Origin of the sequence: Roseateles asaccharophilus (assembly GCF_031458115.1) — a bacterium.
GTDB lineage: Bacteria > Pseudomonadota > Gammaproteobacteria > Burkholderiales > Burkholderiaceae_C > Pelomonas > Pelomonas asaccharophilus_A.
The window spans coordinates 17,492-43,532 of record NZ_JAVDXV010000001.1 but is presented as its reverse complement, the minus strand read 5'-3'; the positions used below and the strand labels follow the sequence as shown (position 1 = coordinate 43,532).

The following is a 26,041-nucleotide window of genomic DNA, read 5'->3' as shown; positions in this document are numbered from 1 at the left end:
CTCGATGATGACGAAGCAAGCACTGCGCTGGATCTCAGGCCTGACCGTTGCGCTGGCGATGGGCGGCTCCGCCCAGGCCATCGAGGTGGGCGGCCTGAAGTTCGACGACGGCGCCAAGGTTGCCGGCAAGGACTTGAAGCTCAACGGCGCCGGCATGCGCACGCGCTTCGGATTCAAGGTCTACGCGCTGGTGCTGTACCTGCCCGAGAAGAAGGACACGCCCGCCGGCGTGCTGGAAAGCAGCGGCCCGCGCCGCTTCAGCCTCGGGCTGCTGCGCGAGGTGACCGGTGATGAACTGGGCCAGGCCTTCATCGCCGGCATCACGGCCAACACCGACAAGGCCGAACGCTCCAAGTTCGTCAACCAGCTGGCGCAGTTCGGCGAGGCCTTCGTCAACATCCCGCAGGGCAAGAAGGGCGACATCATCACGGTGGACTGGGTGCCCGATACCGGCACCGTCATGACCTACAACGGCAAGCCCCTGGGCGACCCGATGAAGGACATCGCCTTCTACAACGCGGTGCTGAAGATCTGGCTGGGCGAGAAGCCGGTAGATTCCACGCTGAAGCCGCAGCTGCTGGGCAAGAGCTGACCCGGTCCGCCTGACGGGCCCCGCATGACCGCATCTTGAACCGCAAACCTTCTTCCTCTCTGTTTGCCGTGCTGGCCCTCGGGGCCAGCATCGGGCTTCTGGTGCCGGCGCTGGCGGTGGGCGGCCTGTTCATCGGCCTGCGCGAAGCCAAGGTGGCCGAGCAGGCGCTGCAACGCGACCTGGACGCCAAGCTGGACGTGCTGGCCAGCAGCCTGCCCGAGCTGCTGTGGAACCTGGACACGGTGGCCGCACGCGAGGTGGTGTCGGCCATCGTCAAGTCACCCGAGGTGGTGCGCGTCAGCGTCAGCGATGCGTCGCAGGGCGTGCCCTTCATCGAGAACCACCTGGCCGAACGGCGCCTGGGCCGCACGCTGGTGGGCGAGCGCGAGATCCTGCGTGGCGCCACGCGCATCGGCCACATCCAGATCGAGATCGACGACCATCTCAGCACGCAGGCCGTCATGCGCCAGCGCTGGCTCTACGGCGCCACGGTGGGCGGCCAGCTGCTGGTGTCGCTGGCGGTCATCCTGTGGCTGCTGAACTCGCGGCTGTTCCGGCCGCTGCGCGAGCTGGGCGTGTTCGCCAATGACCTGGCGCAGGGCCGCTTCAGCGCCAAGCTGGAGCACAACCGCCAGGACGAGATCGGCCTGCTGGGTGGCGACCTGGAGCACATGCGCGACGCGTTGCAGCAGCAGTTCGACGCGCAGCGTTCGCTCATCGAGCGGCTGCGCGGCATGGCCGAGACCGTGCCTGGCGTGGTCTATCAGCTGCGCCTGCCGGTCAACGGCGAGTTCAGCTTCGCCTACATCAGCGAGGCGGCGCGCGAGTACTTCCTGCTGGGCAGCACCGAGCTGAGCCACAGCGCGGCGCCGTGGTTCGATCGCATCCACCCCGACGACCGCGCCGCCGTGCGTGACAGCCTGCTGGCGTCGGCGCGCAACCTCAGCCCCTGGCAGCAGGAGTTCCGCACGCCGCAGGCGGACGGCAGCGAGCGCTGGATGTACGGCAACGCCATCGCGCAGCGCGAGGCCGACGGCAGCGTGCTGTGGCACGGCTTCCTGACCGACATCTCGCGCCAGCGCCGCGACGCGCTGGAGCTGGAGCGCTACCGCCATCACCTGGAAGAACTGGTCGAGGCCCGCACCGCCGAACTGGCCGAGGCCACGCAGGCCGCGCAGGCCGCCAACCTCGCCAAGAGCGCCTTCCTGGCCAACATGAGCCACGAAATCCGCACACCGATGAACGCCATCATCGGCCTGACCTATCTCGCGCAGAGCGACACCGTTGAGCCCCAGCAGCAGCAGCGGTTGCAGAAGGTGGCCAACGCGGCCGAGCATCTGCTCAGCGTCATCAACAACGTGCTGGACTTCTCCAAGATCGAGGCGGGCAAGCTGCAGCTGGAACGCCGCCCGTTCACGGTCGAAGAGGTGCTGGACAACATCGCCAACATGACCACGCAGGCCGCCGCCGCCAAGCGGCTGCGCGTCGAAACCGACATCGCGCCCGAGCTGCGCGGCCGCCAGCTGCTGGGCGACCCGCAGCGCATCGCCGAGGTCATGCTCAATTTCGCTGGCAATGCGGTCAAGTTCACCGACAAGGGCTTCGTGCGACTGGCCGTGCGCAGCGCCGGTCCTGCCACGGGCAGCCGCCTGCCGCTGCGCTTCGAGGTGCAGGACAGCGGCATCGGCATCGACGCCGAAGCGCAGACACGGCTGTTCCGCGACTTCGAGCAGGCCGACAGCTCCACGACGCGGCGCTACGGCGGCACGGGCCTGGGCCTGGCCATCTGCCGCCGGTTGGCCGAACTGATGGGCGGGCGCGTGGGCGTGGACAGCGCCGCCGGCCAGGGCAGCACGTTCTGGTTCGCGATCGACCTGGACGCCTCCGCACAGCCTGGCGCCGCCCCCGCCAATCCGCCCCGCTCGCATTCCGCGCGCGAACGCCTGGCCGAGCTGGCCAACAGCCGCACGCTGCGCATCCTGCTGGCCGAGGACAACCCGGTGAACCAGGAGGTCGCCGTCGCGCTGATCGGCAGCGCGGGCCTGACGGTGGACGTGGCCGAGAACGGCCAGCAAGCGGTTGACATGGCACAGTCCGGCGACTACGCGCTGTTGCTGATGGACGTGCAGATGCCGGTCATGGACGGCCTGGACGCCACCCGCGCGATACGCCGGCTGCCCCAAGGCGCCACGCTGCCCATCCTCGCGATGACGGCCAATGCCTTCGACGACGAGCGCCAGCGCTGCCTGGACGCCGGCATGGACGACCATGTCGCCAAGCCGGTGGTCGCCGAGCAGCTGTTCGCGACGCTGCACGACTGGCTGTCAGGCGCACGAACGCACAAGGGCTGAAAACGCGCCGCGTGTGCGGGCCGAACGCCGGGCCGCTCCCAAGCCGGCCCGTCCGGCGATGTGCGAGCGGGGCACGCCCCGAGAGCATCGCCGTCCCCGCGGGGGACGGACAAGAGTTACGCGCGTTCAGCGACGCAAGGCTGGGCGAGGGGCTTATTGCGACTGCTTGATGAGCCGGCCAGAGCCGGCCTGCAGCGGTCGTGCGTTCATCGGGTACAGGCGCGCGAAGACCGCGATCTGCTGCGCCGTCAACCGCACCGGCTGGCGCATGACCATCCACAGCACGCCCTCGGTGCACGGCGGCGTGGTCAGCGAGCCCATGAAGGTGTAGTAGCCGCGCTCGGCGGGCAGCAGACGGTTCAGGTCCAGCTCTCCCTGGCCTTGCAAGGCCTCGCCGCGCTCCAGCGGCAAGTTGCCCCAGACCTGGCCGATCAGCGGCTGCGGCTGGTCGTCGGGGCCGCGCTCCAGCAGCACCGCCACGATGGCCTGCCGGCCTTGCGCGTCGCGGTGCATCAAATGCACCGCCATGTCGAACTGCCGACCTTCCACGCGGACCTCACCGGGCCGGTGGAAGCGGAAGTCCACCAGCTCGTAGCGCCGGCCCATGATGGTCAGGCCGCTGCCGGCCGCGACCTGCACATTGATCGTGTGGCCGTTGTCCAGCACCGAGAAGCTGCCGGGCTTGTAGTCGAACGCGATGGCCTCCTGGTCAACGGCCACGCCTTCGCGGATGTCGATGGGGCTCTGGCGCGTGCCCACGCCACACTGCCTGAACTCGGGCGCCAGTTCGGCCCAGCGGTCCGGGCCGATGTCGCCGGCATAGCCCCAGCGCACCGGCGGCTTGGCCGCGGGCTTGGGCGCTGCCGCCCGCCCGCGCGGCACCGGCTTGGGCGGATTGACCGCACCCGGCGTGGCCAGCCGCTCGGACAGCCGCTGGCGCAGCACCTCCACAGGCTCCTGGGTCTCCTGGGCATGGGCGGCGCAGGCCAGCGACAGCAGCGCAGCGACGAGCCTGGGCGTTCGAATCCTCATGCCGGCTTTTTCGGCAACTGGGCGGCGCGCTTGAGGCCGGATCTCACGACACGCCGGAGCGCCTGACGCCGTACCAGGCCACCAAGCCCACCAGCATCAGCGCACCCGACGTGATCGCCAGCGCCACCGTCGAGTGCATGACCAGCGGCACCAGCAGGCCGGCCACCAGGCCGTTCGCCGCTGAGCCGATGCAGGCCTGCAGTGACGAGGCCATGCCGCGCCGCTCGGGCACCTGGTCCAGCACCAGCAGCGTGACCACCGGCACCATCAGCGCCCAGCCGAAGGAGAACAGGCCGATCAGCGGCAGCGCCCAATAAGCGCTCAGCGGCGCGAACAGGTTCAGCGCGATGTTGGCGATGGACACCGCCACCATGATGCGGAAGCCCCGCATGATCTGGCGCTTGGACGACATCTTGCCGGCCAGCCGGCCGCTGACGGCCGCGCCGGCCATGATGCCGCCGATGGTGCACAGGAAGAACCAGAAGAACTGCGTCGGCGCGAACTGCAGGTGGTCGCCGAGGAACACCGGCGTCGCCAGCACGTAGAGGAACATGCCGTTGAACGGAATGCCGCTGGCCAGCACCAGCAGCATGAACTTCGGGCTGCTGCACAGCCGGCCGTACTCGCGCATCAGCGCGCGCACATTGAAGGGCTGCACCATGTCCTTGTGCAGCGTTTCCGGCAGCAGCCGCCAGTTGGAGACGAACAGTGCCGCGCCCACGAAGGTCAGGAACCAGAAGATGGAGTGCCAGTCGGCGTGCACGAACAGGAAGCCGCCCACCATGGGTGCGATGGCCGGTGCCACACCGAAGAACAGCGTCACCTGCGACATGACGCGCTGCGCGTCCGCCGGCGGGAACATGTCGCGGATGATGGCGCGCGACACGACGATGCCGGCGCCCGCCGACATGCCCTGCACCGTGCGCCAGAACACCAGCTCGCCGATGGAGCCCGCCACCGCGCAGCCCACACTGGCCAGCGTGAAGACGCCCAGGCCGATCAGCACCACGGGCCGCCGGCCGAAGCAGTCCGACAGCGCGCCGTGGAACAGGTTCATCACGGCAAAGCCCAGCAGATAGGCCGACAGCGTCTGCTGCATCTCCACCGGCGTGGCGTTCAGCGCCGCCGCGATGCCGGAGAAGGCCGGCAGGTAGGTGTCGATGGAGAACGGCCCCACCATGGCCAGACAGGCCAACAGCACGGACAGGGCCCAGCGGGGCGCGCGCCACAGGCGGCTGGCTTCAGGATTCATCGGGGGAGCGGTCGGGTGGACGTGCGGGGCGGCCACGGGTTGCGGCCGCCGGGCAGTGTATCGAGCCGCCCCCACCCCGTGCGTCGCGGGGTTGACGCCGCTCAGCCGTGCTGCGGCGCCGTCTTGAACTGCGCAATGACCTCCAGCAGCCCGGCCGCCTGATTCCGCAGACTCTCGGCCGCGGCGGCGCTTTCCTCCACCAGTGCCGCGTTCTGCTGCGTGCCCTGGTCGATGGATGCGACCGCCTGGTTGACCTGGCCGATGCCCGAACTCTGCTCGTTGGCCGATGCGTTGATCTCGGCCATCAGGTCCGTCATGCGACGCACCTGACCGACGATGTCACCCATCGTCGTGCCGGCCTCGCCCACCAGCCGGCTGCCGGTCTCCACCTTCTCGACGCTGGCGCCGATCAGCGACTTGATCTCCTTGGCCGCCTGCGCGCTGCGCTGCGCCAGCGCCCGCACCTCGCCGGCCACCACGGCGAAGCCGCGGCCCTGCTCGCCAGCGCGCGCCGCCTCGACGGCCGCATTCAGCGCCAGGATGTTGGTCTGGAAAGCGATGCCATCGATGGTGCCGATGATGTCCACGATCTTGCGGCTGGAGTCGCTGATCTGGCCCATGGTCTCGACCACGCGCTGCACCACGTCGCCGCCGCGGCCTGCCACCTCGGTGGCGGCGCTGGCGATCTGGCTGGCCTGGCGCGAGCTTTCGGCCGTCTGCTGCACGGTGGACGTCATCTGCTGCATGGACGCCGCCGTCTGCTGCAGCGCCGCGGCCTGCTGCTCGGTGCGGCTGGACAGATCGTGGTTGCCCGACGCGATCTCCTGCGTCGCGGTAGCGATGCTGTCGGCCGACTGCCGCACGCGCCCCACCATGCCCACCAGACCCTCGTTCATGCGCTTGAGGGCGGCCAGCAACTGGCCCAACTCATCCTGGCGGTCCACCTCAATGTCGAAGCTGAGATCCCCGGACGCGACGGCCTCGGCCAGCCGCACGGCGCGCAGCAGCGGCCGCGTGACGGCATTGCTCAGCGCCCAGCCCATCAGACCGGCGGCAAGGATGGCCGTGACGCTGGCCACCAGCATCGTCATCTGGTCGCCGGCATAGGCGTCGGCCGCCTGCTGCACGCGCTCGTCGGCCTGGGCATGCTCGTAGTCCACATAGTCGTTGGTCGCCTTCAGCAGCGCCGCCAGCAGCGGGCGGCACTCGGCATTCATCTTCGCGATGGCCGCCTGGCCCTGGCCGTCCAGCGCCTTGCCGACGATGTCCAGCGCGATGGGGCCGTACAGGGCCTCCACGCGGTCCATCTCGGCTACCAGCGCGCGATCACGCGCCGAGATGTCGCCGGCAGCGGCGATCACCGCCTTCAGGCGTGCCAGCGACTGGCCCACGTCGGCATGGGCCTTGGTCACCAAGGCCTTCTCGGCCTCGCGGTCCGCCGGCTCGGTGACCAGCACCAGATTGCGCGCCGCAATGGCACGCCGCGTCGCCGCGCCACGGATGTCGACGACCAGCCGCTCGCGGGCGCCCACGCCCTGCAAATAGTTCGCGAAGCGGTCGTTGGACCGACTCAGCGAGGTCAGCGCCAGGCCGGACACGACCAGCACCACCGCGGCCAGCAGCGCAAAGCCCAGCATCAGCTTGGACTTCAGCTTCAGTTGTTGGAATCTCATTTCTTCTCCCTGTGCGCCCGAAAAACTACCAAGGCACGGTTGGGCAGACGCGCGCCGACCACACGATTCAATGTCGGCGACACACCCCCCGAAATCCAGGGGGTTGGGAGAGGGCGGCGTGAAATCTCGCCGCTAACGCCGCGTTAGGGCCTGTCAACACGACGGAGGCAGGCCCTAGTGCGCAAGAAAAGAGTGAAGCAAGCCGATAGGCCGGATTCTGTGCACCACCCTTCCCTTACGGGTCGGACGGCGTGACCGCCATTCCTCTGGGCCGGACATCACTGCCCGGCTCGGTGCCACCTACCCGCCAGCTCTGCGAGCCGCATCAACGCTGGCCTACTTGGTGTTGCTGCGCGTAGAGATTGCCCGTTTCACCCAAGTCAGGCCGAAGCCCGACTTGACTCGTCTCTGTTGCTCTGATCCTCGGCTTTCGCCGGGCAGCCGTTAGCTGCTACGCCGCTCTATGCAGTCCGGACCTTCCTCCAGGGCCGTGTTTCCACGCCTGCCCCAGCGGCGGTCTGGCTTGCTTCACACTAGCGATTATCCCCGCAAGCCCAGACAGGAGCCCGCATGAAGGCCCGCAGCGTTCTCGACACCATCGGCAACACCCCTCACATCCGGCTGCAGCGCCTGTTCGGCGACGCCGAGGTGTGGGTCAAATCGGAGCGCAGCAACCCAGGCGGCTCCATCAAGGACCGCATCGCGCTGTCCATGATCGAGGACGCCGAGGCCCGCGGCCTGCTGAAGCCGGGCGGCACCATCGTGGAACCCACCTCGGGCAACACCGGCGTGGGCCTGGCCATGGTGGCGGCCGTCAAGGGCTACCGGCTCATCCTCGTGATGCCCGACAGCATGAGCGTCGAGCGCCGCCGGCTGATGCTGGCCTACGGCGCCAGCTTCGACCTGACGCCGCGCGAGAAGGGCATGAAGGGCGCAATCGCCCGCGCCCGCGAGTTGCTGGAACAGCACCCGGGCTCATGGATGCCGCAGCAGTTCGAGAACCCGGCCAATCCGGCCGTTCACGTGAAGGCCACGGCGCAGGAGATCCTGGCCGACTTCCCCGACGGCCTGGACGCGCTGATCACCGGCGTGGGCACCGGCGGCCACATCACCGGCTGCGCGCAGGAGCTGAAGGCGGCCTGGCCGCAGCTGAAGGTCTATGCGGTGGAACCCAGCGCGTCGCCCGTCATCAGCGGTGGCCAGCCCAGCCCGCATCCCATCCAGGGCATCGGTGCCGGCTTCATCCCGGCGGTGCTGGACACCGCGCTGCTGGACGGCGTCATCCAGGTCGAGGCCGAGGCGGCGCGCGAGTACGCCCGCCGCTGCGCCCGCGAGGAAGGCCTGCTGGTGGGCATCTCCAGCGGCGCCACGCTGGCCGCCATTGCACAGAAACTGCCTGACCTGCCCGCGGGCGCCCGCGTGCTGGGCTTCAACTACGACACCGGCGAGCGCTACCTGTCGGTCGACGGCTTCCTGCCGGCGGCCTGATCACTCGTCGCCGCCGTCGTCGCCCTCGCCCTCGTTGTCCTTGCGTGCCTGGCGGGCCAGGTCGTCCTTCAAGGGCTTCAGCGAGTCGATCAGCGTCTCGGGCGGCTTGGGCGACACCAGGCGCAGTGCCGGCGGCGGCAGGCTGGCCAGGTAGGGCGGGCCGAACACATACTGCTGCTCCTGGCGGCTGCCCACCTGCAGGCCCAGGGCCAGCAGCAGCAGCGCCGTGATGCCGATGTTCAGCGTGCGCCGCGCGCCGGGCCAGACCAGCCGCGCATGCCAGGCCACCAGCGCCGCACTGCCCACCGGCATGGCCAGCGCGTCCAGCACCATCAGGCGCGGCCACGACAGCGCATAGGCGATGGCTGGCAGCACCCACTCCAGCACCTGCAGCGCGACGATGACCAGCAGCGCCCGGCGCAGATGGACCGTGAACGGGAAGCGGTGCTGGAAGATCTGGCTGGCCAGCGACCACAGTCCCGCCCAGGCCAGCACGAAGGCCAGCGGCCCCAGCAGCGGCGCGGCGTAGTCGACCCAGCGCGCGTCGGGGTCGACGGCGCTCCAGCGGTCCACCCATTGGAAGAACAGCATGGCCAGCAGCAGACCGGGCAGCAGCGCCCAGTGGCGGGCCTGCTGCACGACCATCATCTGCTCCGGCGCCAGCGCGTCGTCGCTGGTGCGCAGCCTGAGGGACGCGCCGGCCAGGTGGAAGGCGCCGCCACCGGGCAGGTCGGCCAGATCGCCGGCCTTCAGTCGCTTGCCGGCCACGCTGCCGCCGTTGCGGCTGTCCAGCAGTTGCAGGCGTGCGCCGCCCTCGGGGCGCCACTGCAGCTCGGCGTGCTCGGCGGCCAGATGGGCGTCGTCCAGCACGATGTCGCAGGCCGGCGAGCGGCCGATGCGGGCTGGCCAGCGCATCACGCGCTGCACCAGCGTGGCGCGGCCATCGCGGCCCAGCAGTTCGACGACGGCAGCGACGGGAGGCACGGCAGACATCACTTCTTGGCCTTGCTGCTGTTCGTCCACGCGAAGCCCTCCAGGTAATGCGCCGCGAGCTTGAGCGCGTTGTCGAAGCTGACGCCGCGGGCGTCGAAGCGGCCCAGAGCGCCCTGCCTGGGCGCGTCCACCGTCGTCACGAGGATGCTGAGGTCGTGCAAGCCCTCCAGCTTGCGGTAGGCGCGCAGGCACACGACGGCGCGCAGCGGCAGGCCGTCGCGGTCGACGAACTGCTCCTTGCAATGCGGCGCGGTGCGAGTCTTGTCGTTGCCGCCCAGGCGTTCATTGCGAAAGCTGCCCGAATACTGCCGCGCGAAGCGCAACGTGCCCAGCTTGTCGCCGTCGTAGGCCTCGTGCGACATGTCCAGCCAGCCGGTCTGCAGGTTGCCGCTGACGAAGACCGCGTGGTCCATGCGGCACTGCGAGCGCTCGAAGTCCAGGCCCTTTGCGTCGGCCGGTGTGCCGCGGCCCCAGCAGCGCATGAAATCCTGCTTGGGCACCGGCAGGCGATAGCGGTCGTGGTTGGCGCTCTCCCAGGGCAGCGCCAGGAAGCGGGCGACCAACTCGTCCTGGTAGCGCGTCAGCTGGTCGCGCAGCCGGCCCCAGGCCGCCGTGCGGATGGGCTTGGCACCGATGCTGCGCCTGACCAGGCTCTCGGCGAACTCGCCCGGCACCAGGAAGCTGACCTGCTGCGAGAACAGCATCGTCGACACGTTGACGCCCACGACCAGCCCGTCCTCGTCCAGCACCGGGCCGCCGCTCATGCCGGGGTTGATGCCGCCCGCGTAATAGATCAGCGGGTCGAAGCTGCGGTCCACCAGGCCGTTGTAGTTGCCCTCGACGACGGCGAAAGCCACGTCGTGCGGATTGCCCATGGAATAGATGCGCTCGCCCTTGGCCAGCGGCTGGCTCTGCGGGCGGAACGCCAGGGCGCCGCGGCCCTTCAGTCCGTCGCCGACGGCGCGCAGCAGCGCCAAGTCACGGCGGGCGTCGAAGTCCAGCAGCTCCAGCACACCGCCCTGGCCGTCGGTCGTCGCATAGCGCAGCCGGTAGCTCTCGGGCTCCAGCGCGAACTGGCTGATGACGTGGTAGTTGGTGACGATGTGGCCGTCGTCGCTGACAAGGAAGCCCGAGCCCACCGAGGCCTGGCTGTCCTGGGTCTTCAGCAGCGTGCGGATCTGCAGCAGCTGGCCCTTGCTGCGCTCATACAGCCGGCGTGCGCTGGCCGATACCGGGGGCGGCTGCTGCGGCTGACCCTGCACCTGGGGCGGCGACACGGGCTGGACGACCGGCGCCGGCTGCGCGCCGGCGATGCTGGCCAGGCCGGCCAGCACCAGGCCCAGCAGCGGTTTCAAACAGGACTTCATCAGCAAGCGACACCTCCCAGGGCGGGCGCCGATGCTAGCCTGGGTTTGCGGAAGACCCGGTCGTCAGCATAGAACTCGCGTGACGCATTGGGCGCCCACCACCCAGGGATTCCCAGCACCGGCAGCGGCGGCAGATCGGCGGGCACCAGCGCGGCCGGCAAGCGAGGCTCCCGAAGGTCGTCGACCAGCAGCACGCGGGCACACAGCGGCTTGCGCGGCGCGAGCAGCTTCTCCAGCAGCGCATGGCCCACGACCAGCATGCGCGCGCCGCGCCACAGCTCGCGATGCGTCAGGAACAAGGCCACCCAGTCACGCTCACCCAATGCCTGCCGCAGCCCGGGCGGCGCCACGAGCAGCAGGCCGCTCTCATCCAGCAACGTCAGCGCGTCGCGCAGCGGGCCACGCTGGCCCGGCGGCGCGGGCGGCGCGGCCACGTGGGCGCGGTTCAACGCCGTCTTGAACGCAGGGTTGCGCAGCCACACCAGCCCGTTGAACAGGTCATGGGCGTTGTCGCGCGTCGGTACGCGGCCGGTGGCGGCGACATGCTGCTCGTAGCCCAGGGCCAGCGAGCCGGCGGGTTCGAAACGCTGATGACCCAGCGCCTCGTGCACCGGCGCACCACCTGCCAGCCGCTCGAAGACCGGTGCGGCGACGTCGCGGTAGGGCGCGAACCAGGGCTGTGCCCAGTCCGGCAAGACCATCAACCGTGCCCGAAGCGCACCTGGTTGGGCTGCTTCTCGGGCTGCAGCTGAAAGGCCTGCGGATGCTTGCGGAACAGCTTGGTGGACGGCGCCGACTTGGGCAGCAGGCCGGCCTCCTTCAGCACCTTGGCGGCGGCGCCGAGGTCGTGCCACTGGCCGTCGGCGAGCTTGGGCAGCAGCGACAGCACCGCGTTGATCTCCTTGGCGGCGGCGACGTTGGGATCCACCGGCGCGGGTGCGGCCTTGGGCGCCGGCTTCGCAGCGGCGGGGGCCGGCGTGGGCTTGGCAGCGGGCGCCGGGGCCGGCTTCTCCACGGCAACGGGCGCAGGTGCCGGTGTCGGCTTGGACGCGGGCGCCGCCGCCTTGGCCTCGGCCACCTTTCTGGCGGCCGGCTTGGGTTCGGCGGCCTTGCGGGCCGGCCGTTCGCGCTTGGCCGCCGGCTTGGGCGCAGATTTGGTCGAGGAACGGCCGCTGTCGTGCGCCAGCTCGTTGAACTGGTCGTAGATCTGGATGACGCCCTCGCCGGTCTTGCCGTACTGGCCGAAGCCGCGCAGCCAGGCACCCTTTTCGCGCAGGCGCAGCACCAGCGGCGCGAAGTCGCTGTCGGACGACACCAGCACGATGATGTCGGGCTTCTCGGTGATGGCGATGTCCATCGCATCGGCAGCCAGTGCGATGTCGGTGGAGTTCTTGCCGATGGCCAGGTTGACGATGGCGCGCAGGCCCAGGCGCTTCATGAAAGCCTGGCTGTGGTGCGCCTGTTCGGCGTTGCAGTAGGCGCGGCGGATGTGGGCGGCGCCGTAGTCCTTGAACACGGCGTTCAGCGCTTGCTCGATGACGTCGGTGGCGACGTTGTCGAAGTCGACGAGGAAGGCGACCTTCTTGTTCGTGGTCATGCGATCAGTTTCCAGTTCAGCGTCTCGCCGCCGCGCAGCGGCTTCAGTTGGGCCTCGCCAAAGGGCACGGCGGTGGGCAGCGTCCACGACTCGCGCTTCAGCGTGACGGTGCCGGTGTTGCGCGGCAGGCCGTAGAAGTCGGGGCCGTGGTGGCTGGCGAAGGCTTCGAGCTTGTCCAGCGCGCCGATGCCCTCGAAGGCCTCGGCATACAGCTCCAGCGCCGACAGCGCCGTGAAGCAGCCGGCACCGCAGACCGCGGCCTCCTTCAGCTGCGACGCATGCGGCGCGCTGTCGGTGCCGAGGAAGAACTTGGCGGATCCCGAGGCCACGGCTTGCAGCAGCGCCTGGCGGTGCTCCTCGCGCTTGAGCACGGGCAGGCAGTAGTAGTGCGGGCGCAGGCCGCCGGTGAAGATGGCGTTGCGGTTGAACAGCAGGTGCTGCGGCGTGATGGTGGCGGCCGTGAAGCGGTCGCTGCCCGCCACGTACTGAACGCCTTCGCGCGTCGTCAGGTGCTCCATGACGATCTTCAGCTCGGGCATGGCCGCGCGCAGCGGGCCCATGACGCGGTCGACGAACACGGCCTCACGGTCGAACAGGTCGATGTCGGCGTCGGTCACCTCGCCGTGCACGAGGAACAGCAGGCCTTCGCGCTGCATGGCCTCCAGCGTCGCGTAGGTCTTGCGCAGGTCGGTCACGCCGGCGTCGCTGTTGGTGGTGGCGCCGGCCGGGTACAGCTTCAGCGCGATGACGCCTGCCTCCTTGGCACGCTTGATCTCGTCCGGCGGCGTGTTGTCCGTCAGGTACATCGTCATCAGCGGCTGGAAGTCCAGGCCTGGACCCGATTTAGGCAGCGCGGCCAGGATGCGCTCGCGGTAGGCCACGGCCTGCGCGGCGGTCGTGACCGGCGGGCGCAGGTTGGGCATGACGATGGCGCGGGCGAACTGGCGCGCGCTGTACGGCAGCACGCTGGCAAGCGCCGCTTCGTCGCGCAGGTGCAAGTGCCAGTCGTCAGGACGGGTGAGGGTAAGGATGTCACTCATGAGGGCGGATTGTCGTCGCCGGAAGGATGCACACTCCGCACCTGATCGAAAAGGAGACGGCTTCCTCACATCATGAACAACGCGAAACGCCTGATCGGCACCCTGGTTCTGCTGGCGCTGTTTGGCGGCGCCCTCTTCTTTGCCCTGCGCAGCAACGACGAAAACCGGCTGATCGCGCAGGAGCAGGCAGCCATCGCGAGCGCCGAGCCGCTGAGGGGCATGATCACGGTGGAGATGGAGCCGCTGTTCAAGGACGAGCGGGTCATCCGTGCGCTGGCCCAGGCCAAGCTGCCGGTGCAGGTGGCCCGCGTGGGCAGCCGCGACATGGCGGCCCGCATCGGCGGCGCCGACCAGCCGGACTTCTTCCTCGCCAGTGGCGTCGTCGCCGCCAACATGATTGCCGACGCCGCCCGCAAGGCCGGCAAGGCGGCCACGCAGACCTCGCCCTTCCACACGCCGCTGGTGGTGGCCTCGTGGGAGCCGATCGCGAAGATCCTGGCCGCCAACGGCATCGCCAAGCCCGGCGCGCCGCGCGTCTATGCGCTGGACATGGAGAAGCTGACGCGCGCCATGCTGGCCAAGCAGCGCTGGCGCGACCTGAAGGCCAGCGACGACTACGCGGTGTCGCGCAGCGTGCTGGTGTCCACCACCGACATCCGCCGCAGCAACTCCGCGGCGATGTACCTGGCGCTGACGTCGGCCGCGCTGCACGGCGACGTGGTGGCCGACCGCGGCGCTGCCGTGAAGTACGCGGGTCAGCTGGCGGAGCTGTTCAAGCGCCAGGGCTTCCAGGAGAACTACGTCAACGGCGCGTTCGACGACTACCTGTCCATCGGCATGGGCAAGACGCCGCTGACGTTCATCTACGAGAGCCAGATGCTGGCGCAGGCGCAAAAAGGTGGCGTGCGGCCGGAGATGGTGCTGATGTACCCGCAGCCCACCATCATCAACAAGATCGTGTTCGTCGCGATGAGCGACCGTGCCCGCCTGCTGGCCGAGCGGCTCGCCGCCGACAAGACGCTGCAGGCCGTCGCGCTGGAGCAGGGTTTCCGCACCGGCGACACCGCCGCGTTCACGGCCGCCGCCGAGAAGGCCGGGCTGGCCGTGGATGTACGCATGAACCAGGTCATCGACCCGCCAGGGTTCGACTTGATGTTTGAAATGATCGACATCGTCAGCCGGGAGATGAACCAGTGATGCGTCGTACCGTATTCCTGTTGGCCCTCTGCCTGCTGGCCGCCTGCGGCAAGAAGGATGAGCCCACTTCGCCCGCCGCCCCGGCACCCGCCAGCGCCGGGCCCGCGCTGCAGGTGCTGGCCACCAGCGACCTGAAGGACATCGAGCCGCTGGCCGCCAAGATCCGCGCGGCCACCGGCGTGGACGTGCAGTTCCGCTTCGGCGGCACGATGGAGAGCACGCAGGAGGTGCTGAGCGGATCGCAGGCGGACGCAGCCTGGTTCGCCAACGCCAAGTACCTGCTCAGCGATGCGGCCGGCCAGGGCAAGGTCAAGGTGCAGGAGAAGATCATGCTGTCGCCCATCGCCGTGGGCGTCAGCAAAAGCGATGCGGCCCGCCACGGCTGGGACAAGCCCGGCACCAAGATGACCTGGGCCGACATCGCCCGCGCGGCCAAGGCTGGCCAGCTGCAGTACGCGCTGTCCAACCCGGCGACGAGCAACCAGGGCTTCATGGCGCTGCTGGGCGTGGTCGCCGCGGCCGGCGGCAAGGGCGAGGCGCTCAGCGCCGCCGACGTGGACCGTGGCGCGATTGCCGACTTCCTGAAGGGCTACAAGATCGTCGGCGACAACTCCACGTATCTGGCCGAGCAGTTCATCAAGCAGCAGGGCACGCGCGCCAACGCCTTCATCAACTACGAGAGCTGGCTGCTGTCACTCAACGCCAGCGGCAAGCTGCGCGAGCCGTTGCACCTGATCTACCCGTTCGAGGGCGTGTCCACGGCCGACTACCCGCTAATGCTGCTGAACGAGCAGCGCCGCGCCGACTACCTGAAGGTGGTGGACTACCTGAAGGGCGACGAGGCCCAACTGTGGCTGGCGCGCCAGACGCTGCGCCGGCCCATGCGCGCCGAGGTCGCAAGCCGCGTGGCCGACCTCCTGCCGCCGCTGGGCTTCCAGGTGGAGTTGCCGTTCTCGCCCGACCGCCAACTGGCCGATGGCCTCATCGACGCGTATCTCAACGAGTTCCGCAAGCCCATCGCCAGCACCTTCGTGCTGGACACCAGCGGCAGCATGCAGGGCCAGCGGCGTGAGCAGCTGGTGGAGGCCATCCACTACCTGGCCGGCGCCGACGCATCGCTGACCGGCCGCGTCGCCAAGCTGACCAACCGCGAGCGGCTGTGGTTCCTGCCGTTCAGCAATGCGCCGCGCGCGCCGGTGCCGTTCGAGATCCCGGCCGGCAGCAAGGTGGCCAAGGGCGTGGCTCCGCAGGTGGACACCGAAGCCAAGCTCGCCGAGTTGAAGCGCGTGCGCGACACGGCCGACGAGTTGAAGATGGCCGGCGGCACGGCCTTGTACGACGCGGTGCTGGCCGGCCTGCAGCACATGCTGGAAGAACGCCAGCGCCGGCCCGACTACCAGTACTCGGTGGTTGCCTTCACCGACGGCAAGAACACCGTGGGCCGCAAGCTGGAAGACTTCAAGCGCGCCTATGAGCAGTTGCCGGAGGATGTGCGCGGCATCCCGGTCTTCATGGTGTTGTTCGGCGAAGCCGGCGAGGCCGACCTGAAGGAGCTGGTGACCATCACCGGCGGCAAGGTGTTCGACGCGCGCAAGACGCCGCTGTACGCGGTGTTCAAGGACATCCGGGCCTACCAGTGAGCGACGAATGAGTGGACTGTTTCGATGGTTGAACGCACCGGCCAACTGGTGCGGCCTGCTGGTGGCGACCGGCGTGCTGGTGCTGAAGGCCCTGGGCCTGCTGGGCGGCTGGGCGCTGGGTCTGGCCGCACTGGGCTACGCCGTGGGCCTGGGCGCCGGCGCGCTGTGGTGGGGCTGGCCCAGCACGAAGGAAGACGCCTGGGAGGCGCTGAAGTTCGAGGACGAGGGCGATGCCCGCGAGGCCATGGGCCGCGCGCTCAGCGGCGTGCGCCGGCTGACCGAGCACAACCCCGGGCAGCGCATCCCTCATCAGCTGGCGCAGCGCATCCAGCGCCTGTGCGAGCGGCTGGAGGGCCTGCTCAACCAGTGGGAGCGCAGCAAGGGCCAGCTGAGCCTGCAGGAGACCTTCCATGCACGCCACATCGCCATCACCTACCTGCCCGAGGCGCTGAACACCTACCTCAGCATCCCGCAGCAGTTCGCCACCACCAAGCTGCTGGCCAACGGCAAGACGGCGCAGACCACCTTCGAGGGCGTGCTGGCCGAGCTGGAGACCAAGGTCGACCAGCTGGGCGACGACCTCGCCTCGCAGGACGCGCAGGCCTTCCTGCGCCACAGTGAATTCCTGAGACAGAAGTTCGGCAACAAGGACATCGCATGAACACGACGACGACCGCCACGCCCGCCACTTTCACGCTGACGCCGCCCGAGGTCATCACGCCCGTGCAGCCCGTGCAGGCCGTCGAGGCCGTGCCGCTGAAGGCCGAGGTGGCCGACAAGGTCGACGAGCAGGTGCGCCGCTTCATCGAGGCGCTGGAGAAGGAAGACCTGCACAGCGAGCCCTTCAAGGCCAAGCTGGACAGCGCCTTCCAGCTCGGCAGGCAGGAGATCAGCATCGCGGCCGGCCTGATGCAGGGCAGCCTGATGCAGCGCAACTTCGTGGGCGCCGCCGACACGCCGGCCTACAAGGCCATCGCTGCCATCCGCAGCCAGCTCGACGAGCTGAACCCCGGCAAGGACGGCGACCTGCTGCAGCCGCGCAAGCTGCTGGGCATCATCCCGTTCGGCAACAAGCTGGAGGCCTACTTCCGCAAGTTCGAGTCGGCCAGCTCGCAGCTGCAGACGGCCATGACCCAGCTCTACGCGGCCAAGGACGACATCCAGAAGGACGTCATCGACATCGAGGCCACGCGCGGCAAACTGTGGGAGGCCATGCAGGCGCTGGCCGCCGCGGCCCGCTTCGCGCGCACGCTGGACGGCCGGCTGGACGAACGCGTGCAGCAGCTCAAGGCCAGCGACCCGCTGAAGGCCAAGGCGCTGGAGCAGGAGGTGCTGTTCTACGCGCGCCAGAACCTGGCCGACATCCAGACCCAGCAGGCCGTCTGCGTGAACGGCTACCTGGCGCTGGATGTGCTGAAAAAGACCGGCCGCGAAATGATGATCGGCTGCGACCGCGTGGCCACCACCGGCATGAGCGCGCTGGCCGTGGCGCAGACCGTGGCGCGCGCCACGGGCAACCAGATCGAGGTCATGCAGATGCTGCAGGGCGTCAACAAGACCATCGGCGATCTCATCCACCAGACCGGCACGGCGCTGAACCAGCATGTGGACGCGACGGCCGAGTTCTCGTCCAACCCCATGCTGGGCATCCAGCAGATCCAGTCCATGTTCGACCAGACCTTCCAGGCCATGGACGCGATGGACAGCTTCCGCAGCCAGGCCATCGCGACGATGGGCACCAACAACAAGCTCATCCAGGAGCAGCTGGCGCGCTCCGAGACGTATATCGACCGCGTGCGCCAGCAGCAGGCCAAGGCGGCGATGGGCGGGGCAGCAATCGACGGGCCGGTGAAGCTCTAGGCCAAACCTAACCGTCCAACCGGCCGGCCACCCGTTCGGCCAGCCAGTCCATGAACACACGCACGCGCCGCGGCGTGTGGCGGCGCTGGCTCATGACCAGGCGCACCGGCAGCGGTGCGGCATCGAAGCCTTCCAGCACGCGCACCAGGCGGCCGTCGGCCAGCAGGTGGCGCACGCCCTGCAGCGGGAACTGCGCGATGCCGGCGCCGGCCAGCACCGCGGCCTGGTAGGCGTCGGTGTTGTTGACGGTGACGCGCGACGGCAGCGTCAGGCTGCGCTCCTGGCCCGCGGCGTCCAGCCACTCGAAGCGCGGCCGGCGATCGGCCCAGACCTGGCTGTAATGCACCAGGTGGTGGCCGCCGGTCAGCAACTCGTCCGGCGTGGCCGGCGTGCCATGCCGGGCCAGGTAATCGGGGCTGGCGACATTGACCATGCTCATCTGCCCCAGCGGCCGCGCCACCAGCAGCGGGTCGTGCACGGCGCCCACGCGCAGCACGCAGTCGAAGCCCTCCTCCACCAGATCCACGCGGCGGTCGGTGCAACTCAGCTCCACCGTCAGTCCGGGATGTGCCGCGAGGAACTGCGGCAGCGCGGGCAGCACGGCGTCCAGCGCCAGGCGCACCGGCATGTCCACACGCAGGCGGCCGGTGAGCTGCTGGTCCTGCTGGAACAGCGCCTCGATCTCGCCGGCGTCGGCCAGCAGCGCGCGGGCGCGCTCGGCCAGCAACTCGCCATCGGGCGTCAGGCTGACACGGCGCGTCGTGCGCTGGAACAGCCGCGTACCCAGCCGCGCCTCCAGGTCGCGCACGACCTGACTGACACGGCCCTTGGGCAGGCCCAGTTCGTCGGCGGCCCGGCTGAAGTGGGCCAGTTCCGCCACCTGCAGGAAGACGCGCAGCGCGCTCAGGTCTAGATTGGATGACATTCGGAGCACAGTCATTTCAATTAACGCCACTTTATCTACATTGTCCGCGCCAATAAATTCTCTCCATCCCAACCCCACTGGAGAGCTTCATGACCACCACCCCCATCACCCTGATCACCGGCGGCAGCCGCGGCCTGGGCGCGCAGATGGCGCTGACCCTGGCCCGCGACGGCCACGACATCGTGCTGACCTACCGCGAGGCGGCCGGCGCCGCGGACGCGGTCGTCACGCAGATCCACGCGCTGGGCCGCCGCGCGCTGGCGTTGCCGCTGGACGTGGCCGACGCGGACGGCTTCCCGGCCTTTGCCGAGCGCGTGAAGCAAGGCCTGGCGACCTGGGACGCGACGCAGCTGGACGGCCTCATCAACAACGCCGGCATGGGCGTGCATGCGCCGTTTGCCGACACGACGCCGGCCCAGTTCGACGCGCTGGTGGCCGTGCACCTGAAGGCGCCCTACTTCCTGACGCAGGCGCTGCTGCCGCTGCTCGCCGACGGCGCCCGCGTGCTGAACATCTCCAGCGGGCTGGCGCGCTTCTCACTGCCGGGCTATTCGGCCTACGCGGCGATGAAGGGCGGCGTGGAGGTGCTGACGCGCTACCAGGCCAAGGAGCTGGCCGCGCGCGGCATCCGCGTCAACACGCTGGCGCCGGGCGCCATCGCCACCGACTTCGGCGGCGGCGCGGTGCGCGACAACGCGGACCTGAACCGCTTCGTCGCCTCGATCACGGCGCTGGGCCGGGCCGGCGAACCCGAGGACATCGGCGGCGCCGCGGCCGCGCTGATGCGCCCGGGCGCAGCATGGATCACCGGTCAACGCATCGAAGCGTCAGGCGGCATGTTTCTTTGACGCTCCAGGCGGCGGGGGCGATCCACGGGGGCCGGCGGCGCGTATAAAGCGCTCGCCCCCCAACTGTTGGAGACGCCATGACCCGCCATGCCCTCGCCTTCGCCGCCGCCGTGCTGCTCGCCGGCTGTGCCACCGAACCGACCGAGCCCATGGGCCCGCCGGCCAAGGAGAACATCTTCGCGGTGACGACAGGCAACCAGCTGATCCAGTTCAACGCCGGCCAGCCGCAGAAGACCTTGTCGTCCAAGGCGTTGACGGGCCTGGCCGCCGGCGACACGCTGCTGGGCATCGACTACCGCGTCGCCAAGGGCCAGCTCTACGGCCTGGGCGCCAGCGGCCAGCTGTACCGGATCGACACCAAGACCGGCGCGGCCAGCGCGATCGGCACGCCCAATGCGCTGCCCAAGGAAGGCGCCACGGAATGGGCCTTCGACTTCAACCCGACGGTGGATCGCATCCGCGTCGCCAATGACGCGGGCTTCAACCTGCGCCTGCATCCGGACACCGGCGCCATCGTGGACGGCAACCCCAACGAGGCCGGCGTGCAGTTCGATGGCCGCCTGGCCTATGACGCCGCCGACGCCAACGCCGGCAAGACGCCCGCCGTCGTCGCGGCCGGCTACACCTACAACAAGGACAACGACAAGATCACCACCAACTACGCGCTGGACGGCCGCCAGGGCGTGCTGGTGCACCAGGGCACCAAGGAGGGCGTGCAGCCCATGGTGTCGCCCAACACGGGCAAGCTCTACACGGTGGGCTCGCTGGGCATAGGCCCGTTCGAGCGCGCGACGCTGGACATCTCGGACCTGTCCAACGCGACGTACTCCGCCGTCACGGCCGGTGGCAAGTCGACCTGGTACCGCCTCGAGCTGGCATCGGGCAGGGCCACGCGCATCGGCACGGTCGCCGGTGGGCCTGTGGTTGGCGCGGCGATCGAACCCTGATCAGCCACCTCCCCAACGAAAAAGCCCGCCTTTCGGCGGGCTTTGTTCATGGGCGATGCGATCAGTGCTGAAGGATCTTCGCCAGGAAGTCCTTGGCGCGCGGTGAGCGCTCCTCGGGCTTGCCGAAGAAGTCGGCGCTGGAGCAGTCCTCCACGATCTTGCCGGCGTCCATGAAGATGACGCGATTGCTGACACGCTTGGCGAAGCCCATCTCGTGCGTCACGCACATCATGGTCATGCCCTCGTGGGCCAGCTGCACCATCACGTCCAGCACCTCGCCCACCATCTCGGGGTCCAGCGCCGACGTGGGTTCGTCGAACAGCATGACGATGGGGTCCATCGACAACGCCCGCGCGATGGCGACGCGCTGCTGCTGGCCGCCGGACAGCTGGCCGGGGAACTTGTCCTTGTGCGCCGACAGACCCACGCGATCCAGCATCTTCAGGCCGCGCGTCTTGGCATCGGCCGCCGAGCGGCCCAGCACCTTGACCTGCGCGATGGTCAGGTTCTCGGTCACCGACAGGTGCGGGAACAGCTCGAAATGCTGGAACACCATGCCCACGCGCGAGCGCAGCTTGGGCAGGTTGGTCTTTGGGTCGGCGATGGAGACGCCGTCCACGACGATGTCGCCCTTCTGGAAGGGTTCCAGCGCGTTGACCGTCTTGATCAGCGTGGACTTGCCCGAGCCCGACGGGCCGCAGACGACGACGACCTCGCCCTTCTGGATGGACGTCGTGCAGTCGGTCAGCACCTGGAAGGCGCCGTACCACTTGGAAACGTTCTTGATGTCGATCACGGCTGATCCTTAGCGAATGATGGCGATCTTCTTCTGCAGCCGGCGAACCAGCATGGACAGGCCGAAGCAGATGACGAAATAGGCAACGGCAGCGACCAGGGTGGTCTCGGCCGGGCGGTTGAAGTTCTTGCCCGCGATCTCCAGGCCCTTCCACAGGTCGTAGGCGCCAATCGCATAGACCAGCGAGGTGTCCTGGAACAGGATGATGGTCTGCGTCAGCAGCACCGGCAGCATGTTGCGGAAGGCCTGCGGCAGCACGACCAGCTGCATGGTCTGGCGATAAGTCATGCCCACCGCATAGCCGGCGTAAACCTGACCCTTGGGCACGCTCTGGATGCCGGCCCGCATGATCTCGGAGTAGTAGGCCGCCTCGAACAGCGTGAACGTGATGATGGCCGAAAGCTCCGCCCCCAGCGGCTTGCCGGTCATCAACGGGATCAGCAGGAAGAACCACAGGATCACCATCACCAGCGGGATGGAGCGCAGCGTGTTCACGTAGGCCGCGGCGGGCATCTCCAGCCAGGGCTTGCCGGACAGGCGCATCAGCGCCAGCAGCGTGCCGATCAGGATGCCGCCGACCATCGCGATCAACGTCAGCTGGATGGAGAAGAAGAAGCCCTTCAGGACGAAGCTGGAGATGACGCCCCAGTTCAGGAACGCAAAGTCGAGATTCAGCATCACTTGCTCCCCACCATGCCAGGCACGCGCACCCGGTTCTCGATGACGAGCGCGATCCGGTTGATCGCGAATGCGGAGATGAAGTACAGGCCGGTCGCGGCCAGATAGATCTCGATGTTGCGCGAGGTCTCCTCGCTGGCCTGGATGGAGAACATCGTCAGCTCGGCGATGCTGACCGCAAAGGCCACCGACGAGTTCTTGATGATGTTCATGCTCTCGCTGGTCAGCGGGGGAATGACGATGCGGAACGCCATCGGCAGCAGCACGTAGCGGTAGGTCTGCGGCAGCGTGAAGCCCACGGCCAGACCGGCGTAGCGCTGCCCCTTGGGCAGGCTCTGGATGCCGGCCCTCACCTGCTCGGCGATACGCGCGGACGTGAAGAAGCCCAGCGCGAACACCACCAGGATGAAGCTGGGCACGTCACGCAGCACCGGGAACAGCGACGGCAGCACGTGGTACCAGAGGAAGATCTGCACCAGCAGCGGGATGTTGCGAAACACTTCCGTCCACGCATTGCCCAGCGCCACCAGCCCGCGGCTGGGCGTGGTGCGAAGGATGCCCATCAATGAGCCCGTCACCAGTGCCAGCACCAGCGCCAGCAGTGACACGCTCAGCGTCCAGCCCCAGGCCGAAAGCATCCATTGCAGATAAGTGATGTCGCCGCCGCTGCCGAAGCAGCTCGCAACGACCTCACCATCGATGGTGTTCTTGCAGAACACCTGCCAATCCCAACTCATGGGCTCTCCTAAAGGCAAGGCGGGTGACCCGCACCCGCCTTTTACAAGCTCAAAACATGCCCGCGATCACTTCTTCGCGTAATCCTCGGCCGGCTTGTCGTTCGGGTTCGCCCAGGCGTCCTTGGTCGCGGCGGACAGGGGCAGGCCGATCTTGGTGTTGGTCGGCGGAATGGGCTGCAGGAACCACTTGTCGTAGGTCTTGGCCAGGTCGCCCGACTTGATCTGCGCCTTGATGCTGTCGTCCACGGCCTTCTTGAAGGCCGGGTCATCCTTGCGCAGCATGATGGCGATGGGCTCGACGGCCAGCACTTCGCCGACGATCTTGAAGTCGTTCGGCGCCTTGGAGGTCGCGATGTTCTTGGCCAGGATGGAGCCGTCCATGACGAAGGCGTCGGCGCGGCCGGATTCCAGCAGCAGGAAGCTGTCCGCATGGTCCTTGCCGAACACTTCCTTGAAGTCCACGCCCGCAGCACGCTCGTGCTTGCGCAGCGTCTGCACCGACGTTGTGCCGGTGGTGGTGGCCAGCGTCTTGCCGGCCAGTTGGTTGATGGAGGTGATGCCGGAGTTGGCCTTCACGGCGATGCGCACTTCCTCGACATAGGTCGTCACGGCGAAGGCAACGTCCTTCTGGCGCGCGGCGTTGTTGGTCGTGGAGCCGCACTCCAGGTCGATGGTGCCGTTGACCGTCAGCGGGATGCGGTTGGCGGAAGTGACCGGTTGGTACTTGGTCTCCAGCTTGCGGCCCACGGCCTTCTCGAGGTCGGACACGACCTTGGTGCAGACGTCGATGTGGTAGCCGACGAACTTGCCGTCGCCGATGGTGTACGAGAGGCCCGAGGACTCGCGCACGCCCAGCGTGATGGCGCCGCTGTCCTTGATCTTCTTCAGCGTGTCCGCCTGGGCGGCCGTGGCAACGGCGGCCAGCGCCGCGACGAGCAGTACTTTCTTCATGAACACTCCAACAACAAAATGGTGAGATCGATCACAACCATGAGCAGATCACGCCGCGCGTGCCGCCCATATGCGGGTTTATACGACGCATGCCGATGCGGGATGACCTTATGCGCTGGCAGTAAGGAAATCCCACAACGCCTGAGCCGCCGGCTTGTGCCTACGCGACGCCTCCGGCCGCTCGCGGTAGATGCGCAACTCCATGCTGACGCTGAAGCTGCCTGTCGCCGCAGCAGGTACCAGCCGACCGCCGGCCAGTTCCTTCTGCACCGAGCTGGCGGGCAAGAAGGCAAAACCGTGCCCCTCCACCGCCATGGCCTTCAAGCCCTCGGCCATGTCGGTCTCGTAGATGGCGTCCAGGTTCAGCGCGCAATCGGCCTCCTTGACGATCAACTCCACCAGCCGTCCCAGATAGGCACCTGACGCATAGCTCAGGAACGGGATCTTCTGCCCCGGCCGCCCCGGCAGCCGGAACAGCGGCTCACCCGTCGCATCGGGCTTGGCATAGGGTGCCAGCGTCTCGTGGCCCAGTGACACCATCTGGTAGCGCTCCGGGTCCAGCTGCAGCGGCTGGCTGGCGTGGTGGTAGACCAGCAGCAGGTCGCAGTTGCCTTCGCTGAGCTGCAGCATCGCGTCGTGCACATTGGCCGCGTTCAGCCGGCACTTGATCGCGCCGAAGCCGCGGCGCAGCCCCATCAGCCAGTGCGGGAAGAACGAGAACGCCAGCGAGTGCGGCACTGCGAACTCGATCATGTCCTGATCGGCCGCCTGGTGGCTGCGCAGCATGTTGCGCGTCGACTGCAGGTTGCCCAGCAGATCAACGGCCTGCGCCAGCAGCGTCACGCCGGCGGCGGTGAGGCGCGTGGGATAGGACGAACGATCCACCAGATCCACGCCCGCCCAGGCCTCCAGCGCCTGGATGCGCCGCGAGAACGCGGGCTGGGTCACATGGCGCAACTGGGCCGAGCGGGAGAAGCTGCGCGTTTCAGCAAGGCTGACGAAGTCTTCTAGCCATTTGGTTTCCACGCGAGGCAGTTTAGCCAAGCCGGCCTCCCCCCCTAAGCTCGGAGGTCGGTCTGCGAGGCCCCCTCAACTGAAGGGGAGACCGGGCGCCCGCGACGGATGCGCTTGTTTACAGTTCCCGACACAAACCCAACTCGAACAGCGGACGGAGAAACACCATGCGTGCAAAGAGCAAACTTCTGGCCCTTGCCCTGGGCGCTGCCCTGCAGCCGGCATTCGCCGACGTGGTGACCTTGAACTTCGAGGATCCGGCGTTGTGGCTCGCTGATCCTGCGACCAGCGTCAACGGCGTCGACTTCTCTGGCAATGCGTTCGTGACGGGCTCCATCCGTGGCGCCTGCTTCCAGAAGCCGGACCCCGACTTTCCCGGTTTCAACCTGAATCTGAACTGGACCGGCCCGAGTTGCGGTGCGCTGATGCTGGCCAAGAATCCCTGGGACACGTCCAGCGGCACTGGCAGCTTCACGATCCACTTTGCGGCCGGTTTCGATCAACTGGTGTTTGACTTCAGCGCGCTGGGCCGAAGCGTCCAGATCGAAGCCTTCGTCAATGAAAGCGACGCGACCGGTGTCGGCAGCGCCGGCATCCTGGCGCCGGCCAACGACTCGTGCGGCGTGCTGCGCTTTTGCGACTGGACGACCGACCGGACGCTCGCCGCATCCAAGACGGCCTACTATCTGAAGGTCACCGGCGGCGACCAGTCCCTGTTGCTCGACAACCTGCGCTTCACCGCCGCAGCAGCGTCCGCCCCCCTGCCCGAACCCGGCAGCGTCGGTCTGGTGCTGAGTGCCGTTGGCGCCCTGGCCTGGGTTCGTCGCCGCTCGGCTCGCTGACACCCCGCCACCCTCTACGACACGACCGCCGATGGCGGTCGTTTTCATTTGCGCCTTCAGCCCAAAGACTAGGGCCAGGCAGCCCTTGAATCGACAAACTCCGTCCCTATAATGCCTGACTGCTAGCACTCAGCGATGCCGAGTGCTAACGCATGCAAGTCGGGTCACCGACCCCTTCTTTCGACGTGCCGCGGCTCCGTTCCGCGGCCGCCTCAGTTCCA

General features: G+C 68.3%; 24 protein-coding genes and 1 other RNA gene. 10 read left to right on the top strand and 15 right to left on the bottom strand.

The genetic code is table 11. The features are described from left to right. The first annotated feature begins 7 nt into the window (after nucleotides 1–7). Entirely contained in the window at nucleotides 8–592 is a 585-nt protein-coding gene (locus J2X21_RS00190; RefSeq protein WP_310323421.1) for a chalcone isomerase family protein, read from the top strand. Nucleotides 593–627: 35 nt separating this feature from the next. Next, nucleotides 628–2,943, top strand: a complete 2,316-nt coding sequence (locus tag J2X21_RS00185) for an ATP-binding protein (protein WP_310323419.1) — start codon at nucleotides 628–630, stop codon at nucleotides 2,941–2,943. Between the two features lie 153 nt (nucleotides 2,944–3,096). Here J2X21_RS00185 and J2X21_RS00180 read toward each other — a convergent pair whose 3' ends face one another. The 4 genes from J2X21_RS00180 to rnpB form a co-directional block, all read right to left on the bottom strand. Continuing rightward, complete coding sequence (locus tag J2X21_RS00180) at nucleotides 3,097–3,975, bottom strand: carbonic anhydrase (RefSeq protein WP_310323416.1); 879 nt, start codon at nucleotides 3,973–3,975, stop codon at nucleotides 3,097–3,099. A gap of 43 nt (nucleotides 3,976–4,018) precedes the next feature. Then, nucleotides 4,019–5,227, bottom strand: a complete 1,209-nt coding sequence (locus tag J2X21_RS00175; protein ID WP_310323413.1) for a multidrug effflux MFS transporter — start codon at nucleotides 5,225–5,227, stop codon at nucleotides 4,019–4,021. 101 nt (nucleotides 5,228–5,328) lie between these two features. Further along, nucleotides 5,329–6,900, bottom strand: coding sequence for a methyl-accepting chemotaxis protein (locus J2X21_RS00170; RefSeq protein WP_310323411.1), 1,572 nt, complete (start codon nucleotides 6,898–6,900; stop codon nucleotides 5,329–5,331). A 190-nt stretch (nucleotides 6,901–7,090) separates the two neighbouring features. Then, nucleotides 7,091–7,430, bottom strand: an RNA gene (rnpB, locus tag J2X21_RS00165) — RNase P RNA component class A. Between the two features lie 40 nt (nucleotides 7,431–7,470). Here rnpB and cysK point away from each other — a divergent pair. Continuing rightward, the gene (cysK, locus tag J2X21_RS00160; protein ID WP_310323408.1) at nucleotides 7,471–8,388 is read left to right on the top strand and encodes a cysteine synthase A; all 918 of its coding nucleotides are present in this window, start codon (nucleotides 7,471–7,473) and stop codon (nucleotides 8,386–8,388) included. Here the strand turns inward: cysK and J2X21_RS00155 are convergent, their stop codons facing one another. The 5 genes from J2X21_RS00155 to pyrC are packed head-to-tail and all read right to left on the bottom strand — an operon-like array spanning nucleotide 8,389 to nucleotide 13,385. Further along, nucleotides 8,389–9,372 (bottom strand): FHA domain-containing protein, encoded by a 984-nt coding sequence (locus tag J2X21_RS00155; protein ID WP_310323406.1) that lies wholly within the window; start codon nucleotides 9,370–9,372, stop codon nucleotides 8,389–8,391. Nucleotides 9,373–9,380: 8 nt separating this feature from the next. Beyond that, nucleotides 9,381–10,736, bottom strand: coding sequence for a S1 family peptidase (locus J2X21_RS00150; protein WP_310323404.1), 1,356 nt, complete (start codon nucleotides 10,734–10,736; stop codon nucleotides 9,381–9,383). An 11-nt stretch (nucleotides 10,737–10,747) separates the two neighbouring features. After that, a complete protein-coding gene (locus J2X21_RS00145) occupies nucleotides 10,748–11,449 on the bottom strand; it encodes a DUF3025 domain-containing protein (RefSeq protein WP_310323400.1) in 702 nt (233 codons plus the stop codon). Then, nucleotides 11,449–12,345 carry an NYN domain-containing protein gene (locus tag J2X21_RS00140; RefSeq protein WP_310323398.1) on the bottom strand — a complete coding sequence of 299 codons (897 nt, stop codon included), beginning with the start codon at nucleotides 12,343–12,345 and terminating at the stop codon, nucleotides 11,449–11,451. Before J2X21_RS00140 ends, J2X21_RS00145 begins: the two co-directional genes overlap by 1 nt. After that, entirely contained in the window at nucleotides 12,342–13,385 is a 1,044-nt protein-coding gene (gene pyrC / locus J2X21_RS00135; protein WP_310323396.1) for a dihydroorotase, read from the bottom strand. The genes J2X21_RS00140 and pyrC overlap by 4 nt, the downstream gene beginning before the upstream one ends. 72 nt (nucleotides 13,386–13,457) lie before the next feature. Here pyrC and J2X21_RS00130 point away from each other — a divergent pair, with 72 nt between their 5' ends. From J2X21_RS00130 to J2X21_RS00115, 4 genes are read left to right on the top strand one after another with little or no spacing between them, the layout of a single operon-like run. Next, nucleotides 13,458–14,582: a hypothetical protein gene (locus J2X21_RS00130; protein ID WP_310323394.1), complete on the top strand. Its 1,125-nt coding sequence runs from the start codon at nucleotides 13,458–13,460 to the stop codon at nucleotides 14,580–14,582. Next, nucleotides 14,582–16,222 (top strand): substrate-binding and vWA domain-containing protein, encoded by a 1,641-nt coding sequence (locus J2X21_RS00125; protein WP_310323392.1) that lies wholly within the window; start codon nucleotides 14,582–14,584, stop codon nucleotides 16,220–16,222. The genes J2X21_RS00130 and J2X21_RS00125 overlap by 1 nt, the downstream gene beginning before the upstream one ends. A 7-nt stretch (nucleotides 16,223–16,229) precedes the next feature. Next, nucleotides 16,230–16,883, top strand: a complete 654-nt coding sequence (locus J2X21_RS00120; RefSeq protein ID WP_310323390.1) for a hypothetical protein — start codon at nucleotides 16,230–16,232, stop codon at nucleotides 16,881–16,883. Then, on the top strand, nucleotides 16,880–18,082 hold the full coding sequence (locus J2X21_RS00115; RefSeq protein WP_310323388.1) for a toxic anion resistance protein: 1,203 nt from the start codon (nucleotides 16,880–16,882) through the stop codon (nucleotides 18,080–18,082). The genes J2X21_RS00120 and J2X21_RS00115 overlap by 4 nt, the downstream gene beginning before the upstream one ends. Before the next feature lie 7 nt (nucleotides 18,083–18,089). Here the strand turns inward: J2X21_RS00115 and J2X21_RS00110 are convergent, their stop codons facing one another. Further along, a complete protein-coding gene (locus tag J2X21_RS00110; RefSeq protein WP_310323386.1) occupies nucleotides 18,090–19,007 on the bottom strand; it encodes a LysR substrate-binding domain-containing protein in 918 nt (305 codons plus the stop codon). Between the two features lie 89 nt (nucleotides 19,008–19,096). On the opposite strand from J2X21_RS00110, the gene J2X21_RS00105 reads away from it, so the two are divergent. Together J2X21_RS00105 and J2X21_RS00100 are read left to right on the top strand one after the other, a co-directional pair. Beyond that, nucleotides 19,097–19,855, top strand: coding sequence for an SDR family NAD(P)-dependent oxidoreductase (locus J2X21_RS00105; protein ID WP_310323384.1), 759 nt, complete (start codon nucleotides 19,097–19,099; stop codon nucleotides 19,853–19,855). Nucleotides 19,856–19,932: 77 nt separating this feature from the next. Next, nucleotides 19,933–20,802 (top strand): DUF4394 domain-containing protein, encoded by an 870-nt coding sequence (locus tag J2X21_RS00100; protein WP_310323382.1) that lies wholly within the window; start codon nucleotides 19,933–19,935, stop codon nucleotides 20,800–20,802. Nucleotides 20,803–20,863: 61 nt separating this feature from the next. Here J2X21_RS00100 and J2X21_RS00095 read toward each other — a convergent pair whose 3' ends face one another. The 5 genes from J2X21_RS00095 to J2X21_RS00075 all read right to left on the bottom strand — a co-directional run bounded on the left by J2X21_RS00095 (nucleotide 20,864) and on the right by J2X21_RS00075 (nucleotide 24,990). Next, on the bottom strand, nucleotides 20,864–21,598 hold the full coding sequence (locus J2X21_RS00095; protein WP_310323379.1) for an amino acid ABC transporter ATP-binding protein: 735 nt from the start codon (nucleotides 21,596–21,598) through the stop codon (nucleotides 20,864–20,866). Between the two features lie 9 nt (nucleotides 21,599–21,607). Further along, on the bottom strand, nucleotides 21,608–22,276 hold the full coding sequence (locus J2X21_RS00090) for an amino acid ABC transporter permease (RefSeq protein WP_310323376.1): 669 nt from the start codon (nucleotides 22,274–22,276) through the stop codon (nucleotides 21,608–21,610). Then, complete coding sequence (locus tag J2X21_RS00085) at nucleotides 22,276–23,013, bottom strand: amino acid ABC transporter permease (RefSeq protein WP_310323373.1); 738 nt, start codon at nucleotides 23,011–23,013, stop codon at nucleotides 22,276–22,278. Before J2X21_RS00085 ends, J2X21_RS00090 begins: the two co-directional genes overlap by 1 nt. A gap of 66 nt (nucleotides 23,014–23,079) precedes the next feature. After that, nucleotides 23,080–23,964 carry an amino acid ABC transporter substrate-binding protein gene (locus J2X21_RS00080; protein WP_310323370.1) on the bottom strand — a complete coding sequence of 295 codons (885 nt, stop codon included), beginning with the start codon at nucleotides 23,962–23,964 and terminating at the stop codon, nucleotides 23,080–23,082. Nucleotides 23,965–24,072: 108 nt separating this feature from the next. Then, nucleotides 24,073–24,990: a LysR substrate-binding domain-containing protein gene (locus tag J2X21_RS00075; protein ID WP_310325382.1), complete on the bottom strand. Its 918-nt coding sequence runs from the start codon at nucleotides 24,988–24,990 to the stop codon at nucleotides 24,073–24,075. 155 nt (nucleotides 24,991–25,145) lie between these two features. On the opposite strand from J2X21_RS00075, the gene J2X21_RS00070 reads away from it, so the two are divergent. Next, a complete protein-coding gene (locus J2X21_RS00070; protein ID WP_310323368.1) occupies nucleotides 25,146–25,820 on the top strand; it encodes a PEP-CTERM sorting domain-containing protein in 675 nt (224 codons plus the stop codon). Nucleotides 25,821–26,041 lie beyond the last annotated feature (221 nt).